The organism is Duganella dendranthematis, assembly GCF_012849375.1.
Taxonomy (GTDB): domain Bacteria; phylum Pseudomonadota; class Gammaproteobacteria; order Burkholderiales; family Burkholderiaceae_D; genus Rugamonas; species Rugamonas dendranthematis.
The window spans coordinates 4,439,956-4,465,458 of the sequence record NZ_CP051684.1 but is presented as its reverse complement, the minus strand read 5'-3'; the positions used below and the strand labels follow the sequence as shown (position 1 = coordinate 4,465,458).

General features: G+C 62.6%; 27 protein-coding genes, 1 other RNA gene and 1 riboswitch. Of the genes, 7 read left to right on the top strand and 21 right to left on the bottom strand.

The features are described 5' to 3' along the window. The 6 genes from HH213_RS20445 to ubiD form a co-directional block, all read right to left on the bottom strand. Complete coding sequence (locus HH213_RS20445) at positions 1 to 1,215, bottom strand: CaiB/BaiF CoA transferase family protein (protein ID WP_169113454.1); 1,215 nt, start codon at positions 1,213 to 1,215, stop codon at positions 1 to 3. Next, the gene (gene recR / locus HH213_RS20440; RefSeq protein ID WP_110849833.1) at positions 1,212 to 1,802 is read right to left on the bottom strand and encodes a recombination mediator RecR; all 591 of its coding nucleotides are present in this window, start codon (positions 1,800 to 1,802) and stop codon (positions 1,212 to 1,214) included. Before recR ends, HH213_RS20445 begins: the two co-directional genes overlap by 4 nt. Before the next feature lie 6 nt (positions 1,803 to 1,808). Continuing rightward, positions 1,809 to 2,135, bottom strand: a complete 327-nt coding sequence (locus HH213_RS20435; protein ID WP_110849834.1) for a YbaB/EbfC family nucleoid-associated protein — start codon at positions 2,133 to 2,135, stop codon at positions 1,809 to 1,811. Positions 2,136 to 2,170: 35 nt separating this feature from the next. After that, positions 2,171 to 4,588, bottom strand: a complete 2,418-nt coding sequence (dnaX, locus tag HH213_RS20430) for a DNA polymerase III subunit gamma/tau (RefSeq protein ID WP_169113453.1) — start codon at positions 4,586 to 4,588, stop codon at positions 2,171 to 2,173. A 140-nt stretch (positions 4,589 to 4,728) separates the two neighbouring features. Beyond that, positions 4,729 to 4,827, bottom strand: an RNA gene (ffs, locus tag HH213_RS20425) — signal recognition particle sRNA small type. Between the two features lie 15 nt (positions 4,828 to 4,842). Then, on the bottom strand, positions 4,843 to 6,327 hold the full coding sequence (gene ubiD, locus HH213_RS20420) for a 4-hydroxy-3-polyprenylbenzoate decarboxylase (RefSeq protein WP_169113452.1): 1,485 nt from the start codon (positions 6,325 to 6,327) through the stop codon (positions 4,843 to 4,845). Positions 6,328 to 6,813: 486 nt separating this feature from the next. Here ubiD and HH213_RS20415 point away from each other — a divergent pair, with 486 nt between their 5' ends. Beyond that, positions 6,814 to 7,707, top strand: coding sequence for a transglycosylase SLT domain-containing protein (locus HH213_RS20415; protein ID WP_169113451.1), 894 nt, complete (start codon positions 6,814 to 6,816; stop codon positions 7,705 to 7,707). A 53-nt stretch (positions 7,708 to 7,760) separates the two neighbouring features. On the opposite strand, the gene HH213_RS20410 is transcribed toward HH213_RS20415, so the two are convergent. The 4 genes from HH213_RS20410 to ribBA form a co-directional block, all read right to left on the bottom strand. Continuing rightward, complete coding sequence (locus tag HH213_RS20410; protein WP_169113450.1) at positions 7,761 to 8,378, bottom strand: superantigen-like protein SSL4; 618 nt, start codon at positions 8,376 to 8,378, stop codon at positions 7,761 to 7,763. 182 nt (positions 8,379 to 8,560) lie between these two features. Continuing rightward, positions 8,561 to 9,031, bottom strand: coding sequence for a transcription antitermination factor NusB (gene nusB, locus HH213_RS20405; RefSeq protein ID WP_110849838.1), 471 nt, complete (start codon positions 9,029 to 9,031; stop codon positions 8,561 to 8,563). A 27-nt stretch (positions 9,032 to 9,058) separates the two neighbouring features. After that, the gene (gene ribH / locus HH213_RS20400) at positions 9,059 to 9,547 is read right to left on the bottom strand and encodes a 6,7-dimethyl-8-ribityllumazine synthase (protein WP_110849839.1); all 489 of its coding nucleotides are present in this window, start codon (positions 9,545 to 9,547) and stop codon (positions 9,059 to 9,061) included. 24 nt (positions 9,548 to 9,571) lie between these two features. Then, positions 9,572 to 10,681: a bifunctional 3,4-dihydroxy-2-butanone-4-phosphate synthase/GTP cyclohydrolase II gene (ribBA, locus tag HH213_RS20395; protein ID WP_110849840.1), complete on the bottom strand. Its 1,110-nt coding sequence runs from the start codon at positions 10,679 to 10,681 to the stop codon at positions 9,572 to 9,574. 302 nt (positions 10,682 to 10,983) lie between these two features. Here ribBA and HH213_RS20390 point away from each other — a divergent pair, with 302 nt between their 5' ends. Next, complete coding sequence (locus tag HH213_RS20390) at positions 10,984 to 11,304, top strand: c-type cytochrome (protein ID WP_110849931.1); 321 nt, start codon at positions 10,984 to 10,986, stop codon at positions 11,302 to 11,304. Here HH213_RS20390 and HH213_RS20385 read toward each other — a convergent pair. Continuing rightward, positions 11,279 to 12,430 (bottom strand): ROK family transcriptional regulator, encoded by a 1,152-nt coding sequence (locus tag HH213_RS20385; RefSeq protein WP_169113448.1) that lies wholly within the window; start codon positions 12,428 to 12,430, stop codon positions 11,279 to 11,281. The genes HH213_RS20390 and HH213_RS20385 overlap by 26 nt on opposite strands. Before the next feature lie 94 nt (positions 12,431 to 12,524). Between HH213_RS20385 and HH213_RS20380 the strand changes: the two genes are divergently transcribed. Together HH213_RS20380 and HH213_RS20375 are read left to right on the top strand one after the other, a co-directional pair. Next, positions 12,525 to 12,782, top strand: coding sequence for a SemiSWEET transporter (locus tag HH213_RS20380; protein ID WP_169113447.1), 258 nt, complete (start codon positions 12,525 to 12,527; stop codon positions 12,780 to 12,782). Then, a complete protein-coding gene (locus HH213_RS20375) occupies positions 12,779 to 14,272 on the top strand; it encodes a mannitol dehydrogenase family protein (protein ID WP_229263081.1) in 1,494 nt (497 codons plus the stop codon). The genes HH213_RS20380 and HH213_RS20375 overlap by 4 nt, the downstream gene beginning before the upstream one ends. Here HH213_RS20375 and HH213_RS20370 read toward each other — a convergent pair whose 3' ends face one another. The 10 genes from HH213_RS20370 to glyA all read right to left on the bottom strand — a co-directional run bounded on the left by HH213_RS20370 (position 14,273) and on the right by glyA (position 23,000). Further along, positions 14,273 to 14,908: a riboflavin synthase gene (locus tag HH213_RS20370; RefSeq protein WP_169113445.1), complete on the bottom strand. Its 636-nt coding sequence runs from the start codon at positions 14,906 to 14,908 to the stop codon at positions 14,273 to 14,275. Positions 14,909 to 14,916: 8 nt separating this feature from the next. After that, positions 14,917 to 15,984, bottom strand: a complete 1,068-nt coding sequence (ribD, locus tag HH213_RS20365; protein ID WP_174864463.1) for a bifunctional diaminohydroxyphosphoribosylaminopyrimidine deaminase/5-amino-6-(5-phosphoribosylamino)uracil reductase RibD — start codon at positions 15,982 to 15,984, stop codon at positions 14,917 to 14,919. A gap of 71 nt (positions 15,985 to 16,055) precedes the next feature. Then, entirely contained in the window at positions 16,056 to 16,592 is a 537-nt protein-coding gene (locus HH213_RS20360; RefSeq protein ID WP_229263080.1) for a GspH/FimT family pseudopilin, read from the bottom strand. Next, positions 16,589 to 17,035 (bottom strand): type IV pilin protein, encoded by a 447-nt coding sequence (locus tag HH213_RS20355; protein ID WP_169113442.1) that lies wholly within the window; start codon positions 17,033 to 17,035, stop codon positions 16,589 to 16,591. The genes HH213_RS20360 and HH213_RS20355 overlap by 4 nt, the downstream gene beginning before the upstream one ends. Next, the gene (locus HH213_RS20350; RefSeq protein WP_169113441.1) at positions 17,032 to 19,020 is read right to left on the bottom strand and encodes a pilus assembly protein; all 1,989 of its coding nucleotides are present in this window, start codon (positions 19,018 to 19,020) and stop codon (positions 17,032 to 17,034) included. The genes HH213_RS20355 and HH213_RS20350 overlap by 4 nt, the downstream gene beginning before the upstream one ends. Positions 19,021 to 19,121: 101 nt before the next feature. Next, positions 19,122 to 19,706, bottom strand: a complete 585-nt coding sequence (locus tag HH213_RS20345) for a pilus assembly PilX family protein (RefSeq protein WP_169113440.1) — start codon at positions 19,704 to 19,706, stop codon at positions 19,122 to 19,124. A 3-nt stretch (positions 19,707 to 19,709) separates the two neighbouring features. Beyond that, on the bottom strand, positions 19,710 to 20,585 hold the full coding sequence (locus HH213_RS20340; protein WP_169113439.1) for a PilW family protein: 876 nt from the start codon (positions 20,583 to 20,585) through the stop codon (positions 19,710 to 19,712). Next, the gene (gene pilV, locus HH213_RS20335; RefSeq protein WP_229263079.1) at positions 20,582 to 21,130 is read right to left on the bottom strand and encodes a type IV pilus modification protein PilV; all 549 of its coding nucleotides are present in this window, start codon (positions 21,128 to 21,130) and stop codon (positions 20,582 to 20,584) included. Before pilV ends, HH213_RS20340 begins: the two co-directional genes overlap by 4 nt. 107 nt (positions 21,131 to 21,237) lie before the next feature. Then, positions 21,238 to 21,699 carry a transcriptional regulator NrdR gene (nrdR, locus tag HH213_RS20330; protein ID WP_110849851.1) on the bottom strand — a complete coding sequence of 154 codons (462 nt, stop codon included), beginning with the start codon at positions 21,697 to 21,699 and terminating at the stop codon, positions 21,238 to 21,240. A gap of 53 nt (positions 21,700 to 21,752) precedes the next feature. Then, positions 21,753 to 23,000: a serine hydroxymethyltransferase gene (glyA, locus tag HH213_RS20325; protein ID WP_110849852.1), complete on the bottom strand. Its 1,248-nt coding sequence runs from the start codon at positions 22,998 to 23,000 to the stop codon at positions 21,753 to 21,755. 94 nt (positions 23,001 to 23,094) lie between these two features. Next, positions 23,095 to 23,231: riboswitch (ZMP/ZTP riboswitch) on the bottom strand. A 130-nt stretch (positions 23,232 to 23,361) separates the two neighbouring features. Here glyA and HH213_RS20320 point away from each other — a divergent pair. From HH213_RS20320 to tolQ, 3 genes are all read left to right on the top strand, one after another. Beyond that, positions 23,362 to 24,105 carry an SDR family NAD(P)-dependent oxidoreductase gene (locus HH213_RS20320; protein ID WP_169113438.1) on the top strand — a complete coding sequence of 248 codons (744 nt, stop codon included), beginning with the start codon at positions 23,362 to 23,364 and terminating at the stop codon, positions 24,103 to 24,105. Between the two features lie 275 nt (positions 24,106 to 24,380). Further along, the gene (gene ybgC / locus HH213_RS20315; RefSeq protein ID WP_110849854.1) at positions 24,381 to 24,803 is read left to right on the top strand and encodes a tol-pal system-associated acyl-CoA thioesterase; all 423 of its coding nucleotides are present in this window, start codon (positions 24,381 to 24,383) and stop codon (positions 24,801 to 24,803) included. Between the two features lie 6 nt (positions 24,804 to 24,809). Next, on the top strand, positions 24,810 to 25,502 hold the full coding sequence (tolQ, locus tag HH213_RS20310) for a protein TolQ (protein WP_110849855.1): 693 nt from the start codon (positions 24,810 to 24,812) through the stop codon (positions 25,500 to 25,502). Position 25,503 lies beyond the last annotated feature (1 nt).

The window sequence follows — 25,503 nt, the reverse complement described above, 5'->3', positions numbered from 1 at the left end:
CTACAGCACCCCATCCTGCTTCATGGCGGCGATGGCGGCGGCGGTGTAGCCCAGGGACTGCAGGACTTCGTCGTTATGCTGGCCAAGCGTTGGGCCCAGCCATTTGGTGTGACCCGGCGTCGCTGATAATTTGGGCGAGATGGCCGGCAGCTTGACCGGCGTGCCATCGGCGAACTGATGCTGCTCGAACATCTCGCGCGCGAGGAATTGCGGGTCGGTCATCATGTCGCGCACCGAGTAGATTTTGCCAGCCGGGACGTCGGCCGCTTTCAGCACCGCCAGCGCGCTGTCGATGGTCTGCGTGTCGCACCAGGCCTGGATGGCGTCGTCGATCATCTGCGTGTGCCTGACGCGGCCATCGTTGCGCTCCAGCTCGGCATCACCGGCCATGTCAATGCGGCCCATGGCCAGCGCCAGCCGCTTGAAGATCGCGTCGCCATTGCCGGCGATGACGATGTTCTCGCCATCGCTGGTGGTATAGGTATTGGATGGCACGATGCCCGGCAGCGAACCACCGGTCCGCTCGCGCACCACGCCGGCATGGTCAAACTCCGGCACCAGCGATTCCATCAGGTTGAACACGGATTCGTACAGCGCCACGTCCACCATCTGGCCCTCGCCTTTCAGCTTGCCGCCGGTGGCGTCGCGGTGACGCAAGGCCATCATGGCGCCGATCACGCCGTGCAGGGCCGCCACCGAGTCGCCGATCGACACGCCCACGCGCACCGGCGGCCGGTCGGCATGGCCGGACACATAACGCAGCCCGCCCATCGATTCGCCGATTGCGCCAAAGCCCGGCAAATCCTTCATCGGCCCGGTCTGACCAAAGCCGGACAGGCGCACCATGATGATGGACGGATCGAGCGCTTTCAGCTGTTCGTAGCCGAGCTCCCACTTCTCCAGCACGCCAGGGCGATAATTCTCGATGATGATGTCGGCTTCCAGCGCCAGCTTGCGCGCGATCTCGCGGCCCTGCGGATGCTTCATGTTCAGGGTCAGCGATTTCTTGTTGCGCGACTGCACCGACCACCACAGCGAGGTGCCGTCCTTCAGCACGCGCCATTTGCGGATCGGATCGCCGCCATCGGGCGATTCGACCTTGATGACTTCGGCGCCAAACTCGGCCAGCATGCGCGCACAAAAAGGGCCCGCGATCAGCGTGCCCAGTTCCAGTACCTTGATGCCGGCCAACGGGCCGGAAGTGTTCTTGCTCAAGTCGCTCTCCGGTCCAGCATGGCGCGGGCGATGGTGCCGGCGTCCACATATTCGAGTTCGCCACCGACCGGCACGCCACGCGCCAGACGGCTGACGTGCAAGCCGCGCGCCTTCAGCATTTCGCTGATGTAGTGCGCGGTAGCCTCGCCTTCATTGGTGAAATTGGTGGCCAGCACCACTTCGGTGACCAGCCCATCGGCGGCGCGCGCCACCAGCTTTTCCAAGTGAATGTCCTTGGGCCCGATGCCGTCCAGCGGCGACAGCCGCCCCATCAGCACGAAGTACAGGCCTTTGTAGGTCAGCGTCTGCTCGATCATCAGCTGATCGGCCGGCGTCTCGACCACGCACAGCAGACGACGGTCGCGCTGCTCGTCGTTACAGGTGTCGCAGACTTCTTCTTCGGTGAAGGTATTGCAGAGTGCGCAGTGGTGCACGGCGTTGACCGCCTGGTGCAGCGCGCGCGACAGCATGTCCGCGCCTTCGCGGTCATGCTGCAGCAGGTGGAACGCCATTCGCTGGGCCGACTTGGGGCCGACGCCAGGCAAGCGGCGCAGTGCCTCGGTCAGGAATTCCAGCGATTTGGCCATGGTTCCTTAGAAAGGCATCTTGAAGCCGGCCGGCAGGTTCATGCCCGAGGTCAGGCCGCCCATTTTTTCGGCGGCGGTGGCTTCCGCTTTGCGCACGGCGTCGTTGAAGGCGGCGGCGACCAGGTCTTCCAGCATGTCTTTGTCGTCGGCCAGCAGCGATGGGTCGATCGAGACACGCTTGACGTCGTTCTTGCAGGTCATCACGACCTTGACCAGGCCGGCGCCCGACTGGCCTTCCACTTCGATCAGCGCCAGCGATTCCTGGGCTTTTTTCATATTGTCTTGCATAGCCTGGGCTTGTTTCATCAGGCCGGCGAGTTGGTTTTTCATCATGATGGAGTTCTCCGAGTGTTAGATAAAGATGGCGATCAGCCGGCCGCTGCCGCACTAAACTGCGGCGGCACCACGGTGCCCGGGACCACCCAGGCATCCAGTTCGCGGATCATGCTGTTCACAAAAGGATCGTTGGCGACGATGTCCTCGGCAGCGCGCTGGCAGGCGTCGCGGTAGGCCTGCGCCTCGGCGCTGCCGGTGTACCAGACGGCGCCCAGTTCGCTATCGACGCGCACCGTGCGGCCGAAGCGTTCGGTCAGCGCGGTGGTCAGTTTTTCCAGGTTGCCGGGGGTGCGCCAGGTTTCGATCGGCACGCGCAGCGTGAACACGGCGGCGTTGCCTTCAAACGTGCAGCTCACCATCTCGGCTTGCATCGCCAGTTGCTGGGCAGTGCCGCGCAGTGGCAAGGCGGCGGCCACGGCGGGCCAGTTGCCGTCCCAGTTGAGTTCCGGGACTGGCGTGATCACGTAGGCGTACGGCGCCTTGGCGGGCGCCGGCGCGGCGCGGGCTGGCATGGCGATGGCGTGCGGGTCTTCAGGCTGTCCCGCCGATGGCGACGGCGCGTAGGGATGCGATGAAGCTGGCGCGGCAACTGCGCTGTCGTCCGAGAATTCGGTGACCCAGGATGGTACGTCGTCTTCAACGGCTTGCTGCCTGGCCTGCGGGGCGGGCGCGACCTGCTGCGGTGCGGCCACTGGCGGCGCCACGCGGACAGGCGCTTCCAGAACCGCCGCGCCACCATCGGCGGCTGGCGGAATGTCTTCCCACGGTGCGGGACGCGAAAGTGCGGCGGGCGGCGTGTACGACGCAGCAGGTGCTTGCGGCGCGGCACTCGGCGGCGCGGCGACTGGTGCCGCAGGCGCAGCGCCGGACGCGGCTGGCGCGCTTGGCGCAGGGGCGGACGAACGCGCACCGGGGCGGGAGGCGGCGCGTGCAGCCTCCAAAGCTGCGGTAATGGCGGCGCGCGCGGTGCTGATCGGCGCGCCGGAAGCCGGTGCCGGTGCCGGTGCCGGTGCCGGTGCCGGTGCCGGTGCCGCAGCCTGCGGCGCGGGAGCTGGCGCGGCGGCTTGCGGCGCTGGCGATGCGACTCGCGGCGCCGGTGCGGCGGCTTGCGGCGCAGGGGCCGGCGCCGCAGCAGCGGCAGTGCGTGGCGCAGCGGCAGCCGCATCATTGCGCGCCATGGCGGCCGCGCCGGCGATGACCGACGGCGGCACCACGCTGGCGTGATTCGCCTGGACATTGGCGGCCGCGCGGGCCGGCGCTGCACCGGCTCCAGCCGCAGCACGCGCCGACGCCATCGCCGCCTGGCGCGATACCGCCGGCGCCGCAGGCGCTTGTCCCTCTGCCCCGCCTACGCCGGGACGAAAGGCCAACATCCGTAACAAGGTCATCGAGAAGCCGGCATACTCATCCGGCGCCAGGCCCAGCTCGTTGCGGCCATGTACCGCGATCTGATAATACAGCTGCACCTCTTCCGCATCGAACGCAGCGGCTAGACGCACGATATCGGCATACTCCGGCAAGTCGTCCGGCAACGCAGCCGGCACCGTCTGCGCCAGCGCGATCCGGTGCAGCAAGGTGCCCAGATCCTGCAAAGCGCCGTTATAAGACAGGCTGCGCGCCGCCATCTCATCGGCCACCGCCAGCAGATCGGCGCCATCCTGCGCCGCCAGCGCATCGAGCAGACGAATCAGATACGACTGATCCAGCGCCCCCAGCATGCCCTGCACCGCATCCAGCGTGACTTCGCCGGCGGCGTAGGCAATCGCCTGGTCGGTCAGCGACAGCGCATCGCGCATCGAACCGTGGGCGCCGGCCGCCAGCAAGCGCAGCGCCGGCTGTTCAAAGCTAATGCCTTCCTGCCCCAGAATGTTTTCCAGGTGGCCGATGATGTGGCCCGGCGGCATCTGCTTCAGATTGAATTGCAGGCAGCGCGACAGCACCGTCACCGGAATCTTCTGCGGATCGGTGGTCGCCAGAATAAACTTGACGTGTTCCGGCGGCTCTTCCAGCGTCTTCAGCATCGAGTTGAAGGCGTGGTTGGTCAGCATGTGCACCTCATCGATCATATAGACCTTGAAGCGCGCATTGCTCGGCGCGTACACCGCCTGTTCCAGCAGCTGCGCCATCTCGTCCACGCCGCGATTCGACGCCGCATCCATCTCGATGTAATCGACAAAGCGGCCCGCATCGATCGCCGTGCAGGCCTCGCACACGCCGCACGGCGTGGCGGTGATGCCACCATTGCCATCCGGACCGATGCAGTTGAGCGACTTGGCCAGAATCCGCGACAAGGTGGTCTTACCCACGCCGCGGGTGCCGGTGAACAGATAAGCATGGTGCAGCCGGCCGCTATGCAAAGCATGGGTCAGCGCGCGCACCACGTGCTCCTGGCCGACGAGCGTTTCGAAGTTCCGAGGGCGGTATTTACGGGCGAGGACTTGATAGGACATGCTGGGATTTTACCGTAGATAGCTGGATGCCAAAGCGACCATTGTAACAAGTCGAGAACGGATTGAGTAGAATTGAAAAAAGCCATGTGGCCGTGAGACGATCTTGAGCGTCTCAGCACACATGGCTTTTAGTTGAATAAGGAGGCGAGCCTGATCTGCGGCACTTATGGTGAATAGCTGTGGCTGCTTCGTTCCCGACCTGACCAGGTTGGCCATGCCACAATGCGCAGGGGCCCGCCAGACATCATTATACCTTACAGCCCGAGCTCCTGCCAAATTTGATCCACTCGTGTTTTCACGTCGGGCGACATGGTGATCACCGTGCCCCACTCGCGCGTGGTTTCGCCCGGCCACTTGTTGGTGGCGTCGATGCCCATCTTGCTGCCCAGGCCGCTCACCGGCGAGGCGAAGTCGAGGTAATCGATCGGCGTGTTGTCGACCAGCGTAGTGTCACGGGTCGGATCGACGCGGGTCGTGATCGCCCAGATCACCTCGTTCCAGTCGCGGATATTGACGTCCTCGTCCACCACCACAATAAACTTGGTGTACATGAACTGGCGCAGGAAACTCCAGACGCCGAACATCACGCGCTTGGCGTGGCCGGCGTACTGCTTCTTGATCTGCACCACTGCCATGCGGTAGCTGCAGCCTTCGGCCGGCAGGTGGAAATCGGTGATCTCGGTGAACTGCTTTTGCAGCAGCGGGATGAACACCTCGTTCAGCGCCAGGCCCAGCACGGCCGGTTCGTCCGGCGGCTTACCGGTATAGGTCGAGTGATAGATCGGATCGCGGCGCATGGTGATGCGGTCGATGGTGAACACAGGGAACGAGTCCTGCTCATTATAGTAACCGGTGTGGTCGCCATACGGCCCCTCCAGCGCATGCTCGTAACCGGATGGATGATTCTCGTCCGGATAGATATGGCCTTCCAGCACAATCTCGGCCGACGCCGGCACCCGCAGCTCGCTGCCGATGGCCTTGACCAGCTCGGTGCGGCTGCCGCGCAGCAGGCCGGCGAACTGGTATTCGGACAGGCTGTCCGGCACCGGCGTCACCGCACCTAATATAGTAGCGGGATCGGCGCCCAGCGCGACGCAGATCGGATACGGCTTGCCCTTGCTCTGGATGGCGTGCTCGCGGAAGTCCAGCGCGCCGCCGCGATGCGCCAGCCAGCGCATGATGACCTTGTTCGGACCCAGCACCTGCTGGCGATAAATGCCCAGATTCTGGCGCTTCTTATTAGGACCTTTAGTAATTACCAGGCCCCAGGTGATTAAGGGCGCGATGTCGCCCGGCCAGCAGTGCTGGATCGGCAGTTTCGACAAATCGACATCGGCGCCTTCCCAGACGATTTCCTGGCACTTGGCGCCGCGCAGTTCCTTCGGCGCCATGTCCCAGACGGCTTTGACCAGCGAGCCCAGGCCCATCAAGTCCTTGAAATCCTTCGGTGGCTCCGGCTCTTTCAGGCGCGACAGCACATGGCCGATCTTGCGCAGTTCGCTGACGTCGCTGGCGCCCATGCCCAAGGCCACGCGCTTCGGCGTGCCGAACAGATTGGTCAGCACCGGCATGCTGTGGCCGGTCGGATTCTGGAACAGCAACGCTGGTCCACCGGCCCGCAAAACGCGGTCGGAGACCTCGGTCATCTCTAAATGTGGCGAAACAGGGGTCAAAATGGGTGTAAGTTCACCCATTCCTTGCAATTGAGAAATAAAATCTCGCAGATCGGAATATTTCATCGTTTTTTAATATTTTCTTACATTAAAGCGCACTGTTTAAAAATACAGGTCAAGTGGTTGATTTTATTGGTTTTCCACCGAACACAAGGCAAAATTCTAGATTTAAAAGTTATAAAGACGATTGTCGTTAGTATTGACTTGATATAAAACGCCTCATACAATCCACCCTACTTGAAGAGAGACAGGTCTCTGGACCTCATGCGGACTACCTAAGTTGTCGCTCATTCATTCACGGAGTCGGGGCTCCACATGACATTTTAAGGAGTGTTTTCGAAAGGCGTCTGCCTTCCTCCCCGAAAATAGTTGTATTGCATTCTGGTTGACTCCTGCGGGAGAGATCAGCAACAAGCAAGCAATGATGGCGTTCTCGCGCGCTTTTCTACAGCGGCGACGAACGAGATATTTCTGATGCACGGCATTAGCACCTGGTTAGCTGCGTATAACGCTGGCAGGGACCCGCTTTTACGGACATTTCAGGGGAACTATATGATTAATAGCAATACCGGCGCAATTTCGTTTGCCCGTCTGATGGCTCGCCAGCCAGCCGCGTGGTTCTCCACGACGCGCATTTCGGCAAAGGGTGTGCTGACCACCGCCCAACACACGTTGACCGTCGTAGGCGTTACCGCTTTGGTAGTAATGGCAGTACTGTTTGTTCGTCCGGATCTGGCCAAAGCCTTGAGCAATAGCCTGAACCATGCGCCGGAAGTTGAAGCTGTCGCCGTCACCGCGCCGCCGCTGACGGCCCTGATGGAGGCGCCAGCAGCTTCCGCGCCGGCTACCGCCGCCGCACCGCTGACGGCCGAAGAAAAAGCCCTGCTGGGCACGCAGAAGCAGCAACAATGGGTGACCACCTGGCTGTCCAAGCGTTACCGCGTTGCCGGTGATGCCGCCAACATGCTGGTATCGACCGCTTACCTGACGGCCCGTGAGATCAAACTCGATCCGCTGCTGATCCTGGCTGTGATGTCGATCGAATCCGGTCTGAATCCGTTCGCGGAAAGCCCGGTCGGTGCGCAGGGCCTGATGCAAGTGATGTCTAAAGTGCACCATGAGAAGTTCCAGGACATGGGCGGCCTGCAAGCCGCGCTGAACCCGGTAGCCAATATCCGCGTCGGCGCGTTGATCCTCAAGGATTACGTGACCCGTGGCGGCTCGGTGGAAGCCGGTCTGAAGAGCTACGTCGGCGCGGCAGCGTTCGAAACCGATGATGGTTACGGCAGCAAGGTCATGGCCGAGTACAACCGCCTGAAGCAAGTTTCGGCGGGTAAGAAGGTGCCGACTACCAATCCAGTAATGACTGCCTCGGCTAGCAAACCAGCAGCGCCGGTGGCTGTTGCCGAAAAATCGGTCAACGATACGCAGATCGCTGGTCTGTAAGCGCACCGCGCACAACGAAAAGCCACTCTGGTCGAGTGGCTTTTTTTTCGTTCTCAGCGCGGACAGTTGCTGACGACAACACGCCCGCTATCCCGAAACGGGTCGCGCCCGCCGCTGAAGTTGTTGGATGCCGCCGTGTAGCAGACCTCCCCGCCGCCCGGCAAAATGAATTTGGTGATCCGGCTGCCATCGGCGGCAATCATTTCCACCTGACGCATCGCGCCTCCACGATAAGCTTTGCCCATGGCAGCCGCCAGCGCGGTTTCATCGTTGACCAGCTTGCGGTCGCGCTGTGTGAAGGATTCTTTCAGCACCGCTTTATCCCCCGCCGCAGCCCCTGCAATCGCGCGCTGCTTGAGGTCTAGCTCCGGCTTGACGGGCAGTGCGAACGGATCGGGAGGCGGCACGGCCTGGGTAATGGCTTGCGGCGGCGCGGGCTCCGGATCGGCCACCGGCGGCGTGGTAATTGGCTGGGGCTGCACGGTCGGCGCCTGCGGCGTCGCTCTGGCCGCGCGCGCCACCAAGCGCGACGGCGGCTTGAGCGCCGGCGTCAACGGCTTGCGCTGCGGCGGCGGCGTGATGGGCGCTAATATATAGGTGATGGCCTCACGTGGACCAATAGACGCCGCCAGCGGCCGCTGGGGCGTCTGCCAGCATAAAAACGCCAGCACGTGCACGCCGGCGATCAGCGCCAGCCAGCCACGCCGTTTCCAGCCAGGGGAATGCGGTTCGATGACGACTCCAGAATTATCTAAAAATCAATTCTGTGTGACACGCCCCTGCACGGTCAACCCGCAAATAAAAAAAGCCACTACACGCTACCGTGAGTGGCTTTTAACAATACCAGGGAAGCTTAGCGCTTCTTGTCGGCAGCGACCTCGTCCGGACGCAGGCGCGGCGCCAGCTTGTCCAGTACGCCGTTGACATACTTGTGGCCGTCGATACCGCCGAACGACTTGGTCAGTTCCACCGCTTCGTTAATGACGACGCGGTACGGAATTTCCAGGTTGTTCTTCAGCTCGTAAGCGCCGATCAGCAGCACCGCATGTTCAATCGGCGACAGCTCATTGATGCCACGGTCGACCAGCGGCGCAAACGTCGCGCGCAGCTCGACCGACGAGCCGATGGCGCCGTTCAGCAGCACGGTGAAGTGTTCGGCGTCCGCCTTGTCGAAACCGTGGGCGCCGCGGATGTGGTTGACCACCGTCGAGGCCGACTCATTGTTCAGCAGCCACTGGTACAAGCCTTGCAGCGCGAACTCGCGCGCGCGGTGACGCGGCGTGCGGTTCTTGCTGGGGTTAGCGTGCGTCGTGTTCTCAGTCATATTCTTACCTTCGTGTATTGATGCTATTTATTCGTCGTCGCCTTGATCCTGGTTCAGCTCTTCCAGGGCGATGGTCAGGTTGGCCATCTCGACCGCCACGCGCGCAGCGTCGGCGCCTTTAACGGCCATGCGCACTTCGGCTTGCTCGTCGTTCTCGGTGGTCAGGATCGCGTTGGCGATCGGGATACCGTAGTCTAAGCCGATGCGGGTGATGCCTGCGCCCGATTCATTGGACACCAGCTCGAAGTGGTAGGTTTCGCCACGGATGATGGCGCCCAGCGCGATCAGCGCGTCGAACTGCTGCGACTCCGCCATCTTTTGCAGCACCAGCGGCACTTCCAGCGCGCCCGGCACGGTCACGTGCAGCACGTCTTCGTCCGCCACGCCCAAGTGCTTGAGCTCAGCCAGGCAGGCCGACAGCAGGCCGTGGCAGATGTCTTCGTTAAAACGGGCTTGTACCACGCCGATGCGCAGGTCTTCGCCGTTCAGGTTTGTTTCGTAGCTTCCTACGGTCATGATGGCCTCTTGTATGTTGGTTGATTATTCAGGTTTGGCAACGTAGCCGGTCACTTCCAGATTGAAGCCGGTCATCGACGGCATCTTGCGCGGGCTGGCCAGCAACTGCATCTTGCAGACGCCGACTTCGCGCAGGATTTGCGCGCCGATGCCGTAGCTGCGCAGGTCCATGCTGGCGGCGCGACCTTTCGGGCGCGCTTCCGGCTTGTCCAGCGCATCGAACTGGGCGAAGAACTGCTCGGCGGTTTCCTCGCAGTTCAGCAGCACGATCACGCCGCTGTCGGCCGCCTTCACCGCCGCCAGCGAGGCCGGCAGGTTCCACGAGTGGGTGGTCGCTTCCGATTCCAGCACGTCCAGGATCGACACCGGCTGGTGCACGCGCACCAGCGTTTCTTTGCCCTTCTCGATCTGGCCATGCACCAGCGCCAGGTGGGCCGAGCCGCTCGGCTTGTCGCGGTAAGCGATCATGCGGAACTCGCCTTGCGCGGTTTTCAGCGGACGCTCGCCCACTTTTTCCACCAGCGATTCATTGCGGCTGCGGTAGTGGATCAGGTCGGCGATGGTGCCGATCTTCAGATCGTGTTCCTTGGCAAATTCCAGCAGGTCCGGCAGGCGCGCCATGGTGCCGTCGTCCTTCATGATCTCGCAGATCACCGAGGCGGGCGTCAGGCCGGCCATGGCGGTCAGGTCGCAACCGGCTTCGGTATGGCCTGCGCGCATTAGCACGCCGCCCTTTTGCGCCTTCAGCGGGAAGATATGGCCCGGCTGGACGATATCGGCCGGCTGCGCATCCTTGGCCACGGCCACCTGAATGGTCTTGGCGCGGTCAGCGGCCGAGATGCCGGTGGTCACGCCTTCGGCCGCCTCGATCGAGACGGTGAAGTTGGTGCCGAACGCGGTGCCGTTCTTGGTCGACATCATCGACAGTTCCAGCTGGTTGCAGCGCTCTTCGGTCAGCGTCAGGCACACCAGGCCGCGCGCGTACTTGACCATGAAATTGATGGCTTCCGGCGTGACGAAGTCCGCCGCGAGCACCAGGTCACCTTCGTTTTCCCGGTCTTCCTCATCGACCAGGATCACCATGCGGCCAGCGCGCAATTCGGCGACGATTTCTTCGGTGCTGGAAATTGACATTTTTTATTCCTTCAAGACTGTGCATGAGTATTTCTTAACCCGCTATTTTAAAGGATTTACGCCCGCCCCACCGCAAAAGCCCGCTTTTATCCACCGAACTTGCAAAACTCTTATCGAATTCCGCTAAGATGACTATTGGCAACGACGTGAATCCATTTGCCATGCAATTGCGTATAAGCAATATACAAACAAAAAAGCGCAGCCAGATTATGAAATCGACCATACTCATCCGTGCCTCAACGCTTTTTCTGGCTCTGCTGGCGGGGGCTGCCGCGCAGGCGCAGGACAATCGGCAAATCGCAATGGGCCAGCGCGTCTGGCAACAACGCTGCACCGAGTGCCATACGCTGGACGTCGACGACACCGGCCCGCACCATCGCGGCGTGTTCGGCCGCCGCGCCGGCAGCGTCAAGGGCTACGACTATTCGCGCGCGCTACGCAAGGCTAACCTGGTGTGGGACGAAACCTCGCTCGACCGCTGGCTGACCGATCCGGAAAAATTCCTCCCCGGCCAGAACATGGATTTCCGCGTGCGCAGCAAAGAAGAACGCGCCGCCCTGATCGCCTACCTGAAAAGCCTGTCGGCGCCGGCTGCCGCTAGCCCTGCAGCGGCGCAAAACTAGCATGCAGCGACAAATAGGCCGCGCCGATCACCTTGGCGTCGTCGCCGACCTCGCCGGCCTGTAGCTCGGGGCGCGCGGCGCCGGCCCAGTTATAGCGGCCCAGTTCCTGTTCCACCAGCGCCAGCAGTTGCGCCAGCAAGGCGCGGTCGCAACGGCCATCCACCACCACCCCGTCCAGATCAATCAAACAGGCCGCGCTACAGATGGCGTAGGCGATCGCATTGGCGGCCTCGGCCAGCCAGGCTTGCGTCAGCGGCAACCACGGCTGCTGCAAGGCGCGCTCATCGGCCATGGCGTCCGACGCCAGGGCGGCCGCTTCGTAGCGCTGTTCCAGCGTGACCAGCGAAGCCACGTTCAGCAACTGCGGCGGCGCACCGTCGCGCGCGGCCTGCATCGGCATCGAGCCGACCGCGCCGGAATTGCCATGCACGCCGGCATGCGGCCAGCCGTTGATGACCAGACTGCCGCCCGCCAGCGTATCCACGTAAATGTACAGGTAGCTGGCGAGGCCGCGGCCGCGGCCGACCAGCAATTCGGCCATACAGGCAGCGGCCGTATCCTTGGCCTGACTGACCGGCATCGGCGTCAACGCCTGCACCCGCTGGCCGATGGCCATGCCGCCCCACTCGGCCGCATCGGCAGCCGGCATGCGTAGCAGTTCTTCCCATTCACCAAAATTGCGCGGCGCCGACACGCCGACGCCGCACACGCGCGCCGCCGCTTCGGCCCCCAGTGTGGCCAGCATGCGCGCCAGTTGCTGCTCGATGGCCGGGAATATCAGTCCGGCGTCCGGGCTGGCGTAGGCCAGCTCCCAGCGCTCCAGCACCGTGCCGAGCAGATCCACCAGCACCACCTTCAGCATGCGGCGGCCGATCTGGATGCCGATCGCGTACGCTCCCAACGGATTCAGCGCAATCGGCTGCGACGGCTGGCCCACCTTGCCACGCTGCACCTCCAGCTTGCGCACCAGCTGCTCGTCCAGCAGCCGGTTGATGATGACCGACGCGGTTTGCGTGCTCAGTTCGGTCACGCGCGCCAGCTCGGCCTTGGCCAGGCTGCAGTGGCGGCGGATCTCGTGCAGCATGCGGCGCTCATTGGCGCCGAGCCGGCGTTGTGTTGGGTTCATGGCAAGAAATGGAAGGTTATTTTATTTGTGTAGTATAATTCTCGCTCAATTAATAAATCAAGTTGATTTATTAATTAAATACGAAAGGAGAACCATGCAAATTGATTCCAACCTTCTCGGCTTGATTGCCGCCGCCTGCACCACGCTCGCCTTTGTGCCGCAGGTAATCCTCATCTGGCGCCGCCGCTCGGCGGAAGGCGTCTCGACCGGCATGTACTGCGTCTTCTGCTTCGGTGTCTTCCTGTGGCTGATGTACGGCATCAGCATCAAGGCCTGGCCGATCGCCATCAACAACGGCATCACCCTCGTGCTCGCTTGCGCGGTGCTGATCATGAAATGGAGGTTCCGATGATGAACACCACGCCCCTGTCCAGCGCCACGCTGGACGCGCTGCAACGACACAACCCTGAGCTGGCCCTGCCCGGCTACGACCGCAGCAAGCTGAGCGCCGGCATCGCCCACATCGGCGTCGGCAACTTCCACCGCGTGCATCAGGCCGCCTACATTGACCAATGTCTGCACCTGCCGGGCCATGAAGACTGGGCCATCGTCGGCATCGGTCTGGGCGACAGCGAGCAGGCGCAAGCCAAAGCCGCCGCCTTCGCCCGGCAAGACGGCCTGTACACCGTGACCGAAACCGGCGCCGACGGCAGCGCCAACGCGCGCGTGATCGGCGCCATGATCGACTACCTGCATGCGCCGGCCGATCCGGAAGCAGTGCTGCGCTGCCTGAGCGATCCCGCCATCCGCATCGTCACGCTGACGATCACCGAAGGCGGCTACAACCTCAACGAAGCGACCGGCGAATTCCGCGTGACCGCGCCCGACATCGCCGCCGAACTGGCAGGCGGTGCACCGCGCTCGGCGTTTGCCTACCTGGTCGAATCGCTGCGCCGCCGGCGCGACAACGGCAGCGGCGGCTACACCGTGGTGTCCTGCGACAATCTGCGCCACAACGGCGACACCGCCCGTCTGGCCGTGCTGAGCTACGCGCAAGCGGTGGATGTGGAACTCGCCGACTGGATCGCCACCGAAGTGGCCTTCCCCAACAGCATGGTGGACCGCATCGCGCCCGGCATTCCGGCCGACCAGGCGGACGCGCTGAACAGCGCCAGCGGCGTCAACGACCAGATGCCAGCGCTGGCCGAACCGTACACGCAATGGGTGATCGAAGACCGCTTCAGCGCCGGCCGCCCCGATCTGGCCGCCGTCGGAGTCGAACTGCTGGACGACGTGACCCAGCACGAAGCGATCAAAGGCCGCATGCTGAACGCCTCGCACATGATGCTGGCGTATCCGGGCCTGCTGCTGGGCTACCGCACCGTACCGGAAGCCATAGCCGATGACGACCTGCGCCAGCTGCTGCACAACTTCATGGAACACGACGTCATGCCGCTGCTCGACGAGCCTGAAGGTTTGGTATTGGAGGATTACAAGAACAGCGTGCTGGAGCGCTTTAACAATCCGGCGATTGCCGACCAGCTGACGCGCGTGGCGCACGATGGCGCGGCGAAGATTCCGGTGTTTTATACCGCCACCGTCAAGGGCATGCTGAGCCGAGGCTTCAACTGCCGCCGCGTGGCCTTCCTGCTGGCCTGTTTCCGTTTGTATCTGAATGGACTGGATGCGCGCGGCGACCGCTACGACGTCAACGAACCGCGCCTGAGCAATGCGGACTGGTCGCTGGTGCGCAACGGCCCGCCCTCGGCGATTCTCGACCTGAGCTGCTTCCGCGGCATGAAGTTGACGCAGCACGCCCGCATGGTCACCACCTACAACAGCTTGTGGATGGCGGTCACGCGCAGCGGTGTGCGCGCAACCTTGCAATCGCTGATGAAGTAATTATTTGGTGGCGGCGCCAACCGACACCATGCGCTCGACGTAACGGGCGATCAGGTCGATTTCCAAATTGACCTTGGCGTCGACTTTCAGGTGCTTCAGGGTGGTGACGGCGATGGTGTGCGGGATCAGGTTGATCGAGAACTGGCACACCAGGTCGGCGCCGATGCCGATATCGGTCACGCGGTTGACGGTCAGCGACACGCCATTGACCACGATCGAGCCTTTGTAGGCCAGGAACTTGGCCAGCTCGTGCGGCGATTCGATCACCAGTTCCCACGATTCGCCCACCGGCTCGAACTTGCGCACCACACCCAGACCGTCAACGTGGCCGGACACCAGATGACCGCCCAGGCGCTCGTTCAGCGTCAGCGCTTTTTCCAGGTTGACCTCGGTGGTCGTATCCAGCCCGACAGTCTTGTTCAGGCTTTCGCGCGAGACGTCGACGCGGAAATTGGTGGCGTCCTTCTCCACCACCGTCATGCAGGCGCCGTTGATGGCGATCGAATCGCCCAGGCCGACGTCAGCCAGCGGCAGGCCGCCGGCGTTGATGTCCAGGCGCACGCCTGCGAAAGAGCCGCCTTCCAGCGGTTTGACCGATTCAATTTTGCCGACAGCGGCGACGATACCAGTAAACATAGTTTTTCCTAATGAGTGAAGCGGGCAAGGATACGCAAATCTTCGCCGATCTGCTTAACCTCGTGAAATTTCAACATTTTCTTGTTGGCCAGGTCGGTCAGCGCCGGCAGGGCAAACATGCCTTGCGCGTCGCCGATCAGCGCCGGCGCCAGATACACCAGCAGCTCATCGACGCAGCCTTCGCGGATCAGCGAACCGTTCAACTTGCCGCCGGCTTCGACGTGCAGCTCGTTGATCTGGCGGCGGCCCAGCTCGCGCATCAGTTCGGGCAGATCGACCTTGCCGCTGGCGTTGGGCAGCACGATGACGTCGTGACCGGCGGCGGCCAGCGCGGCTTCCTTCTCCGAATGGCGCACGGCGGCCACGATCCACGTCCCGCCTCCCTCCAATATTTTGGCGGAAAGGTCAATATCAAGCCGGCTATCGACCACGATGCGGCGCGGCTGGCGCGGGGTCTCGACGGCGCGCACGTTCAGTTGCGGATTATCGGCCTTGACGGTGCCGATGCCGGTCAGGATGGCGTCGGCGCGCGCGCGCCAGTGGTGGCCGTCGGCACGCGCTTCCGGACCAGTGATCCACTGGCTGACGCCGTTGTGCAGCGCTGTCATGCCGTCCAGGCTGGCGGCGGTTTTCATGCGCACCCACGGCAGACCGCGCGTCATGCGCGAGAAAAAGCCGATGTTCAGTTCATACGCCTGTTCGGCCAGCAAGCCGACGCTGGTCTCGATGCCATGGGCGGCAAGCTTGGCCAAGCCCTGCCCGGCCACCAGCGGGTTCGGATCTTCCATCGCCGCCACCACGCGGCCGAGGCCGGCACGCACCAGCGCGTCCGAGCATGGCGGAGTGCGGCCGTGGTGATTGCACGGCTCCAGCGTCACGTAGGCAGTGGCGCCGCGCACGTCGTGGCCGCGCGCCTGCGCATCCTTCAGCGCCTGAATTTCGGCGTGGTCGCTGCCGGCCTGTTGCGTGACGCCGGCGCCGATCACTTGGCCGTCGCGCACGATCACGCAACCGATGTGCGGATTCGGCGCGGTGCTGTACAGGCCCTTTGCGGCCCATTCCAGCGCCAGCGTCATGCCTTCAAGATCGTTAAGGATGTTCACATTGTTCCTGCCGAGTTGGGTATCGCGCCATTATAAAGGCTAGTTCAATCGTCGGCTCCGGTGCAGTTGGCAGAGGCGGTGGCGGGATCGCAGACGCGCACGCGGCCCAGCATGTTGATCTTGATATGGCGCGCCTGGTCGCCCTGCGTCAGCGATAGCGTGCCCCAGCGGGCGGCGATGCTGTTGCCGGCGGCACAAGTACGGCCGGTGCCGTTGTAGGCCAGATAGGCCGGGCTATTGCCAGAAGTGAATTTGGAGGTAATGACGATGTCGGTGCGCAGCGGGTCGTGGCGGTAAAGGATTTTTTCCTCCGCGTCTGGCCGGCGGTTGCCGTTTTGGTCGAGGAACACGACCCAGCCGCTTTGCCATTCCTGTTGCAGCGGCGCCATCAGCACCTTGCTGCCGCGCGCCAACGCTTGCGTGCGGGTCAGGTCGATGGCAGCCAGCAAGTCGTTGACGGCTGCTTGCAGGCGCAGGCGTTGCAGCGACTGGTGGAATGACGGCGCCGCAGCGCCGAGCAGCACGCTGGCGATGACCAACATGATCAGCAACTCGATCAGCGTGAGGCCGGCATGTTTCATAGCCAGCATCCGGAGGCCGGGCCGCTGGCGAGGCGCAGGCCGTTGCTGGTCAACATCAGCGTCTGGCAGTCGTCGTCGCGAAAGTGCGCATCGACTGCGCGGGTGCCGGGCGTGGCGACGATTTGCACGCATTCCCGGATGGTCTCGCCGTTGCAGGCCTTGCCTTCGATTTCGTAGGCGCTGCTTTGTGGCTTGGCACCGCTCCACCACTGGAAAAGTCGGGCCTCCGGTTCGCTGCTGCTGGCCGAGAATGCGATGTAGGTGTTGTTCTGCGAATGAAAGCGCTCTTGCTGCATCATCAGCTTGAGCAACGCCGATTGCGCTTCGCCGCGCTTGGTTCGGATGATGTGCTGCTGATACGCCGGCATGGCCTGGGCTGCCAGCACGGCCAGGATCACCAGCACCACCAGCAATTCGATCAGGCTGAAGCCGTTGGCTTTCATTTCGCGGCCTCGTGCAATTCGTGCCAATTACTGATTTCGCGCCAGCTCAACCGCCCCGTGCGGCGCGTGCTTTTGACGCTGCCAATCGGCGCCACCTGCCCTGCTCCCGCGACCTGCACCAGCGCTGACTTCTTTGTTTGCAGAAGGCGTCCCGTGGCATCGCGCGGCCCCGCCATCGCTGATTGCGGAAGCAACAGCGGCAGCGGCGTGTACTCGGGCAGCATCAGGCCGACAATCGCATCGTTGTTTGGCAAGATGGCGGTGAAGCGGCCGTCATCCGGCAGTCCGGTCACTGCGCTCAGCGCGTAGCTGCGGCTGCGCGTGGCCGCGCACATATCAGCGCCGGGCAACACAGTGTTGAACAGCACCGCGCCGTCGGTTAGCACGCCGGCATTGATACTGCGCTCGTTGGTCTGCACAAAGTCGACGTACCAGCCCTTGCTCTGCGCATCCATGAGGGCGCCGCTGATGCTGAGCAATGCGCCGCTCCCGTCGAGGAAACGCGGCGTCAGTTGCTTGCGGCCAGTAATCACTTCCTGCGGCGTCTGCAGGCTGTCGATGATGCCGTAGTACGATTGCGTGACAGGCGACGCGCTGCGGTCGGCTTTTTCTATCAGCCTCCCGGTGCCGAACAGGATGACATAGCCGCGCACCTTGGCGTAGGCCAGCAAAGGCTGCTCAGTGATCGGTTGGCGCTGGCCCTGCGCGTCACGCGCCACGAACAGCGGTTTCCCGATGGCGTCGGGCCACGGTGCCTTGCCGCTGAAATCGAAACGCCACAGGTTGCCCTGCTGATCACCGGCGTAGGCGTACAACAAGGCGCCCTCGCTGTCTTTCAGCAGCACCGGCGCGCTGAGTGCGCTGGCGAGCGTGGTAACGCGGTAGTAGTTGGTGTTGAGCTTCCAGCCCTGGTCGCGGGGTTTGTCGAGGGCCAGCAGAAACAGCGCGCCGTCGCCATCGTTGTTGATGCCGCTGGCGACGATGGCGAAGTAACGCAACCCGCCGGCTTGCACGCGCACTTGTGCGATCTGCGGCATGGTGATGACGTTGCCCATTAAGACATCGTCGCGGTCGGTAAATTCCCACAGCGCGCCGAGGCCGGCGGCGAAGTGTGTTGGGTCCGTGACGTCCAGCGCGAATACGCCGTGAGCGCCGCCGCCCATGGCGGAGATGAGTATGGTTTTTTGTTTGCCGTTGATGCTGACTTGGCCGGTACTTGCCGGGCCGTCAACGTAAGCGCGGTGGACGTAGGTGGGTTTGGTCAGGTGGTGCAGTTGGGCGACCAGCACGTCCGGCACATAGGCGAAGAGTTCGATGCCGGTGATGGCGTCGAAAGCGTGCAGCATGCCGTCGTTGGCGCCGAGGTAGACCGCTTCGCGGTGGTCGATGGCGCCGACGTAGACGGCTGTGCTATGGACTGCGTCGCCGAGAATGCTGGTGCGTTGGCGGAATGGTTTGCCTTCCAGTGTGCGGTCGCCGCGCAGGTAATTGAGGCGTTGTTCGCCGGCGTTGTCGGACTGATTGAGCGCGGCTTGCTGTTCGGCCGAGAGCGTCTGCCAGGTGAAGGGCGTCATGGTCAGCACGCCGTTGGGCTGAATGATGGCGGTGTAGATGTTGCGCTGTTCCGGCGTCGGCGTTGGCGGCTGCCCGGTGCTGCCGGTGAGAATGGCGCCAGCGTCCCAAGCCAGCACAGATTCCCCACCGCTGCCCGCCGCACCAGCCGGCAAGATGTAACGCGAGAAATGGCCGCTCCAGTCGCCAATGTCCATCGTGGACTGATACAGGTCGCCAGCGCTGGGCGGCGACGGTGGCGAGGCCGACACAGACGCCGCAGCCGGCCGCAGCAACATCGGCCCGTTTGCCGTCCCGCCCACCACCTTGCCTGGCTTGCACGCCGCCGCCAGCGGCTGGCTGTCGATATCCACCGCCGGCGCGGCGTGCGCTGGCGCGCCGACGCACTTCGCCAAGACGAGCAACAAAACCATCCAGCACCGTCGCCAGGGCGTCGCTCGTGACAACTGTCGACCGTGTGATCCTCTTGGACCTCGCTGGCCTTGCCCGCCTTGCCCCATCCGCATCAATTTGCTCATGGCTTCTCCTCTGGCTTGCTGAATACGCTTTGCAAAACCACATCCGTCCCCGGCTTGGCGCCGAAGCCAATGGCGGTGACGCGGTAGCAGTACTGCGGCCTGGCACTCGCCGACGCGTCATCACCCGGCTGATGGCACTCCATCCGCTCAATCAGATAGCGCGGCTTCTTGAACGGCAGAAAGCCTTCACCAGTCGGCAGGGCCGCTGCCGTGTACGCACCATGCGTCACCGTGCATGCACCATCGTCCGCGACGCCGGACAGATCCACCACCTGCCAAACCGCCTTCTCCCCAGCCGCCGCCCGCAACCGCAAGCCGACGCCACCCGCCCCGCACGTCGCGCCAAACGCATCCTCGCCCTCAAACGCCGCCCGCCGCGAAGGATCGTTGCTAGCCCGAATATCCCGCTCCGCATCTGCCAAGGCATCCTCCGCCGTCAGAAACGCCACATCCCGATCGCGCTCGGCGCGCGCCGCCTTCTCACCCTGCAAACACAACTGCGCCGCCGACACGCCTAACAGCAGCACCATGATCAGCAGCACCAGGCTGACCAGCAACACAATCCCCCGTTGCTTGCGCATGATTCAGCCATCCCGATTTCGCAACGCCACCGTGGTGCTGAAAATGCGACGAGGCCGCAAGCGCTGCGCCTGCGGCAAATCCCCTTCCATTACCCGCGCACCGATATCGTCTGGATGCGCATCGGCATACGCCGAGCCAAACAGATCAAAGGTCGCGCTCACCGTATCGAGTCGCGTGTTGCCCTCGCCGTGTAGCAGCAAGGCGAGCTTGATGGTGCACACGCGTTTCCAACCCGAAGCTGCAGTCACGGCGGTCGCATTGAGGTAGAGATTGGGTACGCCGTCCATCGGCGCATCGGTATCGACGCCATACAGCACCTGGAACGAATCAACGCCGCGCACCACCGCATCCGCGCCCCAACCGGACGCGCTGCGGTATTTGCAGCGCAACTCAGGCTCGCCGTCGGCATCCACGCCCACATAGAAAATGCTCCAGCCGCGCGTATCGCCGGCCACGCCAAAGCCGCCGCAGTTGACGCTGGAACCGTCGCCACTCGCGCCATCGCCGGAGCCGCTGAAGCGCAACGCCAGCACGTCGCTGCCCGCGACTACCGATGGAAGCGGCGCGCCGATGCCCTCGCTGTTGCGGGTAATGGTGGCGGCGTCCAGGCCGTCCACGGAGGCGGACATTGCAGGATCAAGTTCCGGCGGCGCACCATCGCGATCCCAGTTGACGTAAGCGCCCTGCCGTATCGCCTGCGCCATCACCTGCAAGGCGTAACGGCCGCCATCGTTGAGCCACATGGTGTCGCTGTGGTTGCGATAATTGCTGCCGGCCGCCACCAGCAGACCGCTCGCCAGCAGGGTCACCAGCAAGCCCAGCGCAACCGCGATCAGGAATTCGACCATGCCCCAGCCGCCACAGGATGTCGTCTTCATGGTGACGCTCCCACCACCAGCGCAACGCTGGGCACGTATTCCCCGGCGGCTGTCTTGTCCTGCGTGCCATCCGGTCGCTTGCCACGCCAGCCGACCTTGACCACGGTGGGCGCTGCAACGCCGCCGCTACATGACCAGTGCAGCTTGCCGCCGCTCCACAAGCCGGCATCGCGGCAGACAACGACGCGGCCGGCGGGCAAGTGCGATCGCATTTGCGACTTGGCTTCGTACAGGTCGGCTAGCGCCAACTGCTGCGCCGAGCAAGCTCCGGCGCCAGCACCGGCGTAACAAAGCGCAGCTGGCGCACCAGGCGCTGGCTCTACAAAAGCATCGTAATCAAAGGTGAGATAGGTATCGTGCTGCGCGGGATTGGCGCGCATGCGTTCGGCCAGCGCGGTGGCCATCTGGGTCGCCTGCGACAGCAGCACCGACTGCTGCCGCGCCCGCAACGCAGCCAGCTGCAACGCCACGCCGCCGAGAATGCCCAAGGCAAGCACCAGCATGGCGATCAGGATTTCCAGCAGCGTAAAGCCACGGGCGCGCACGGCACACCTCCGCAAGTCGCAAAGACTATGTCAGAAGGTAGCAGCGCGAATTGATGAGAATATGAGGTGTATCAAACGTGCGCCAGCGGTGGCACGCAACCGCCGGGCTATTTACGCGCAGGCTTGCCGACTTCGGCAATGGCGTTCTGGAATTCGGCCAGATCTTCAAAGTTTTTATACACGGAGGCAAAGCGGATGTACGCCACGTTATCGAGACGCTGCAACTCCTGCATCACCAGCTCGCCGATGTAGCCGGTTTCCACTTCGCGCTGGCCGCTGGTCAGCAGCTTTTCTTCGATTGAAGCAATTGCAGCATCTACCGCCGGCGCCGCCACGGGACGCTTGCGTAAGGCCAACTCCAGGCTGCCGCGCAACTTGGCTGCTGCGTACTCGGTACGGCTGCCGTTCTTCTTGACCACATACGGCATCACCAGTTCGATACGCTCATACGTGGTAAATCGTTTATCACATTTGCCGCAGCGCCGCCGCCGGCGAATAGAATCCCCCTCCTCCGATACGCGGGTATCGAGGACTTGGGTATCTTCATGCTGGCAGAACGGACATTTCATAGTGGCGCTTTGGTCAAGTGACGCCGGCGCTGGCCGGCGTCACGGTACTGCAATTACTTGGCGTAGACAGGGAACTTGTCAGCCAGAACCTTCACCGCCGCTTTAACGCGCTCGATGGTGGCCGCGTCGTGCGGGTTATCCAGCACGTCTGCGATCAGGTTGCCGACTTGTTCCGCTTCCGCTTCCTTGAAGCCGCGGGTGGTCATCGCTGGCGAACCCAGACGTACGCCCGAAGTCACGAATGGCTTCTGCGGATCGTTAGGAATGCCGTTCTTGTTGGTGGTGATGTGGGCCGAACCCAGGATCGCTTCCGCTTCCTTGCCGGTCAGGTTTTTCGGACGCAGGTCCACCAGCATCACGTGCGACTCGGTGCCGCCCGACACAATGCGCAGGCCGCGCTTGATCAGGGTCTTGGCCAGCACGTCGGCGTTTTTCACCACTTGCTGCTGGTACTCTTTGAACGCAGGCTGCAGCGCTTCCTGGAACGCCACCGCTTTACCGGCGATCACGTGCATCAGCGGGCCGCCCTGGATGCCAGGGAAGATGGCCGAGTTGATGGCTTTCTCGTGTTCAGCCTTCATCAGGATGATGCCGCCGCGTGGGCCGCGCAGCGATTTGTGCGTGGTCGAGGTGACGAAGTCGGCGTGTGGCACCGGGTTAGGATACAGACCAGCAGCGATCAGGCCGGCGTAGTGCGCCATGTCGACCATGAAGTATGCGCCAACGGCTTTGGCAACGGCGGCGAAGCGCTCGAAGTCGATCTTTTTCGAGAACGCCGAGGCGCCGGCGATGATCAGCTTAGGCTTGTGCTCCTTGGCCAGCGCTTCCATCGCGTCGTAGTCGATGTCTTCGGCGGCGGTCAGGCCGTAGGAGACGACGTTGAACCATTTGCCGGACATATTGAGCGGCATGCCGTGGGTCAGGTGACCGCCTTCGGCCAGCGACATACCCATGATGGTGTCGCCCGGCTTCAGCACGGCGAAGAACACGCCCTGGTTGGCTTGCGAACCCGAGTTAGGCTGGACGTTGGCCGCTTCCGCGCCAAACAGTTTCTTCACGCGGTCAATGGCCAGTTGCTCGACCACGTCGACGTACTCACAGCCACCGTAGTAGCGCTTGCCCGGATAGCCTTCGGCGTATTTATTGGTCAGTTGCGAACCTTGCGCTTCCATCACGGCTGGCGAGGTGTAATTTTCTGAAGCGATCAGTTCAATGTGATCGTGCTGACGGGTGTTTTCGTTTTGAATTGCGCCGAACAACTCTGGGTCTACGCTGGCGAGGGTATGATCTTTTGCGAACATGAAAAAACTCCAATCGAATGAGTAACTTGTTACTGGCAGTTGGATCGAAAGAGAGAAGCCATAGCGGACCGGCAGCCTCTTCGTGCTTTCCATCGAGGGCTGCCCAGGCGAACGGCTGTTGAAATCTCACGTTTCCCGGTGGATGCCCACCTTTCGCCGATTGACCAAAACGCACCATTATGAGGCGGTTTTGAGGATCATTCCAGCTTTTCGCCAGTTACGTGAGACGTAATGGAACCCAAATTGTATTTGATGCGCCAGATTTGAGCAAGAATATGTATTGCATTAAAGGCAATTCAGCGGTAGGCCGCATTTGCGGCTACAATTTTGTCCACCTCTTCACTCACCCCAAGGACAGATCATGATCGTCTTCATCACCGGCGCCACCGCCGGCTTCGGCGCCGCCATGGCGCGCATCTTCGCCAGCAACGGTCACAAGGTTCTGATCAGCGGCCGCCGCGAAGACCGCCTGCAGGCGCTGTCGGCCGAGCTGGGCGACGCCGTCCGACCGATCGTGCTGGACGTGACCGACAAGGCCTCGATCCAGGCCGCGCTCGACGGCCTGCCGGCCGAGTGGCGCGACATCGACGTGCTGGTCAACAATGCCGGCCTGGCGCTGGGTGTGACGCCGGCGCAGACTTCGTCGCTGGAAGACTGGGACACCATGATCGCCACCAACGTCAGCGGCCTGGTCGCCATGACCCGCGCCATTCTGCCCGGCATGGTCGCGCGTAACAGCGGCACCATCATCAACATCGGCTCGATCGCCGGCTCGACACCCTACCCTGGCGGTAACGTATATGGCGCCACCAAGGCGTTTGTCAACCAGTTCACGCAAAACCTGCGCGCCGACCTGGCCGGTACCAACGTGCGCACCACCAACCTGGCGCCGGGCCTGTGCGGCGGCACCGAGTTCTCCAACGTGCGCCTGAAGGATGACGCGGCGGCCGCCAAGGTCTACGAAGGCACCACCCCGCTGAATGCCGAAGACATCGCCAACACGGCGTACTGGATTGCCACCCTCCCTCCGCATGTCAACATCAACCGGATTGACATGATGCCAACTTGCCAGGGCTACGGCCCGCTGAACGTCAAGCGCAGCTAACCCGCACGACGACTCCGGGGTCTGACCCCGTACGGGGTCAGACCCCGCCCCAACTCGCCGTGCGGGGTAGCATGCACCGCACGGCCCTTTGCTTAAGAGAGGCTTAGTCAGCGCTTCCATTATGAAATAATTGGTAAAGGGTTGTTACAATACTTGGCAAGTTGCAAGTAAATCGCTTTACTGTCGTCCAGGCACCGTTGCGCGCCAGTTGATAAAGTTCAACCAAAACAACAATATCGCGTAAAATGTTGCTCACTAATAAAAGTCCAAACAACATGCCAGCAGATTTCATCTGGAACGTCCGGGTCTATTACGAAGACACCGACGCCGGCGGTATCGTCTATTACGCAAACTACCTCAAGTTCTTCGAGCGCGCCCGCACCGAGTGGCTGCGCGCCCTCGATGTGAACCAGCACACACTGCTGGCGGAACACGATACCTTGTTCGTCGTCAAAAGCGTCAGCGCGGAGTATCATGCGCCTGCAAAGCTGGATGATGAACTAAAATTAACAGTTAGCATCGAAAAACTCGGCCGCGCCTCCATCGTCTTCCTGCAGGAAGCCTGGTGCGGCCAACAGTTGCTGAACACGGCGCGGGTCAAGGTGGGCTGCGTCGATTCCGCCCTGCGTCCGCGCGCCGTTCCGGCGGCCGTTGCCGACAAAATGCGCCAAACCAGTATCACCACCCAAACCGACTGATAAACAATGAACGTCACTCAAGACCTTTCTTTCCTGTCCCTCATCACCAATGCGCACCTGATCGTGCAATTGATCATGGCGCTGCTGTTCGTCATTTCGCTGACCAGCTGGACCTATATCTTCGGCAAACTGTTCGCCATCAAGTCGGCGCGCCGCCTGACGGTGGAATTTGAAAAAACCTTCTGGGCCGGCGGCAACCTGCACGCGCTGTACCAGAACGCCGGCAAGGACCGCGCCAACAGCGGCCCGCTGGCGCGCATCTTCGAAGCCGGCATGGGCGAGTTCATCAAGTCCAAGGCGACTTACACTGCCAGCCGCGAAACCATGGACACCGGCGCCATCCTCGACAGCGCCCGCCGCGCCATGAAGGCCGCCTTCCAGCGCGAAATGGATGCGCTGGAATCGCACCTCGCCTTCCTGGCCTCGGTCGGTTCGGTGTCGCCTTACATCGGCTTGCTGGGTACTGTATGGGGCATCATGAACGCCTTCCGCGGCCTGGCCAACGTGCAGCAAGCAACCCTGGCCGCCGTCGCGCCCGGCATTGCCGAAGCGCTGATCGCCACCGCCATCGGCCTGTTCGCGGCGATTCCGGCGTTTGTCGCCTACAACCGTTTCTCGTACGACGTGGACCGCCTGGCGATCCGCTTTGAGAGCTTTGTGGAAGAGTTCTCCAACATCCTGCAACGTCAATCGCGTTAAT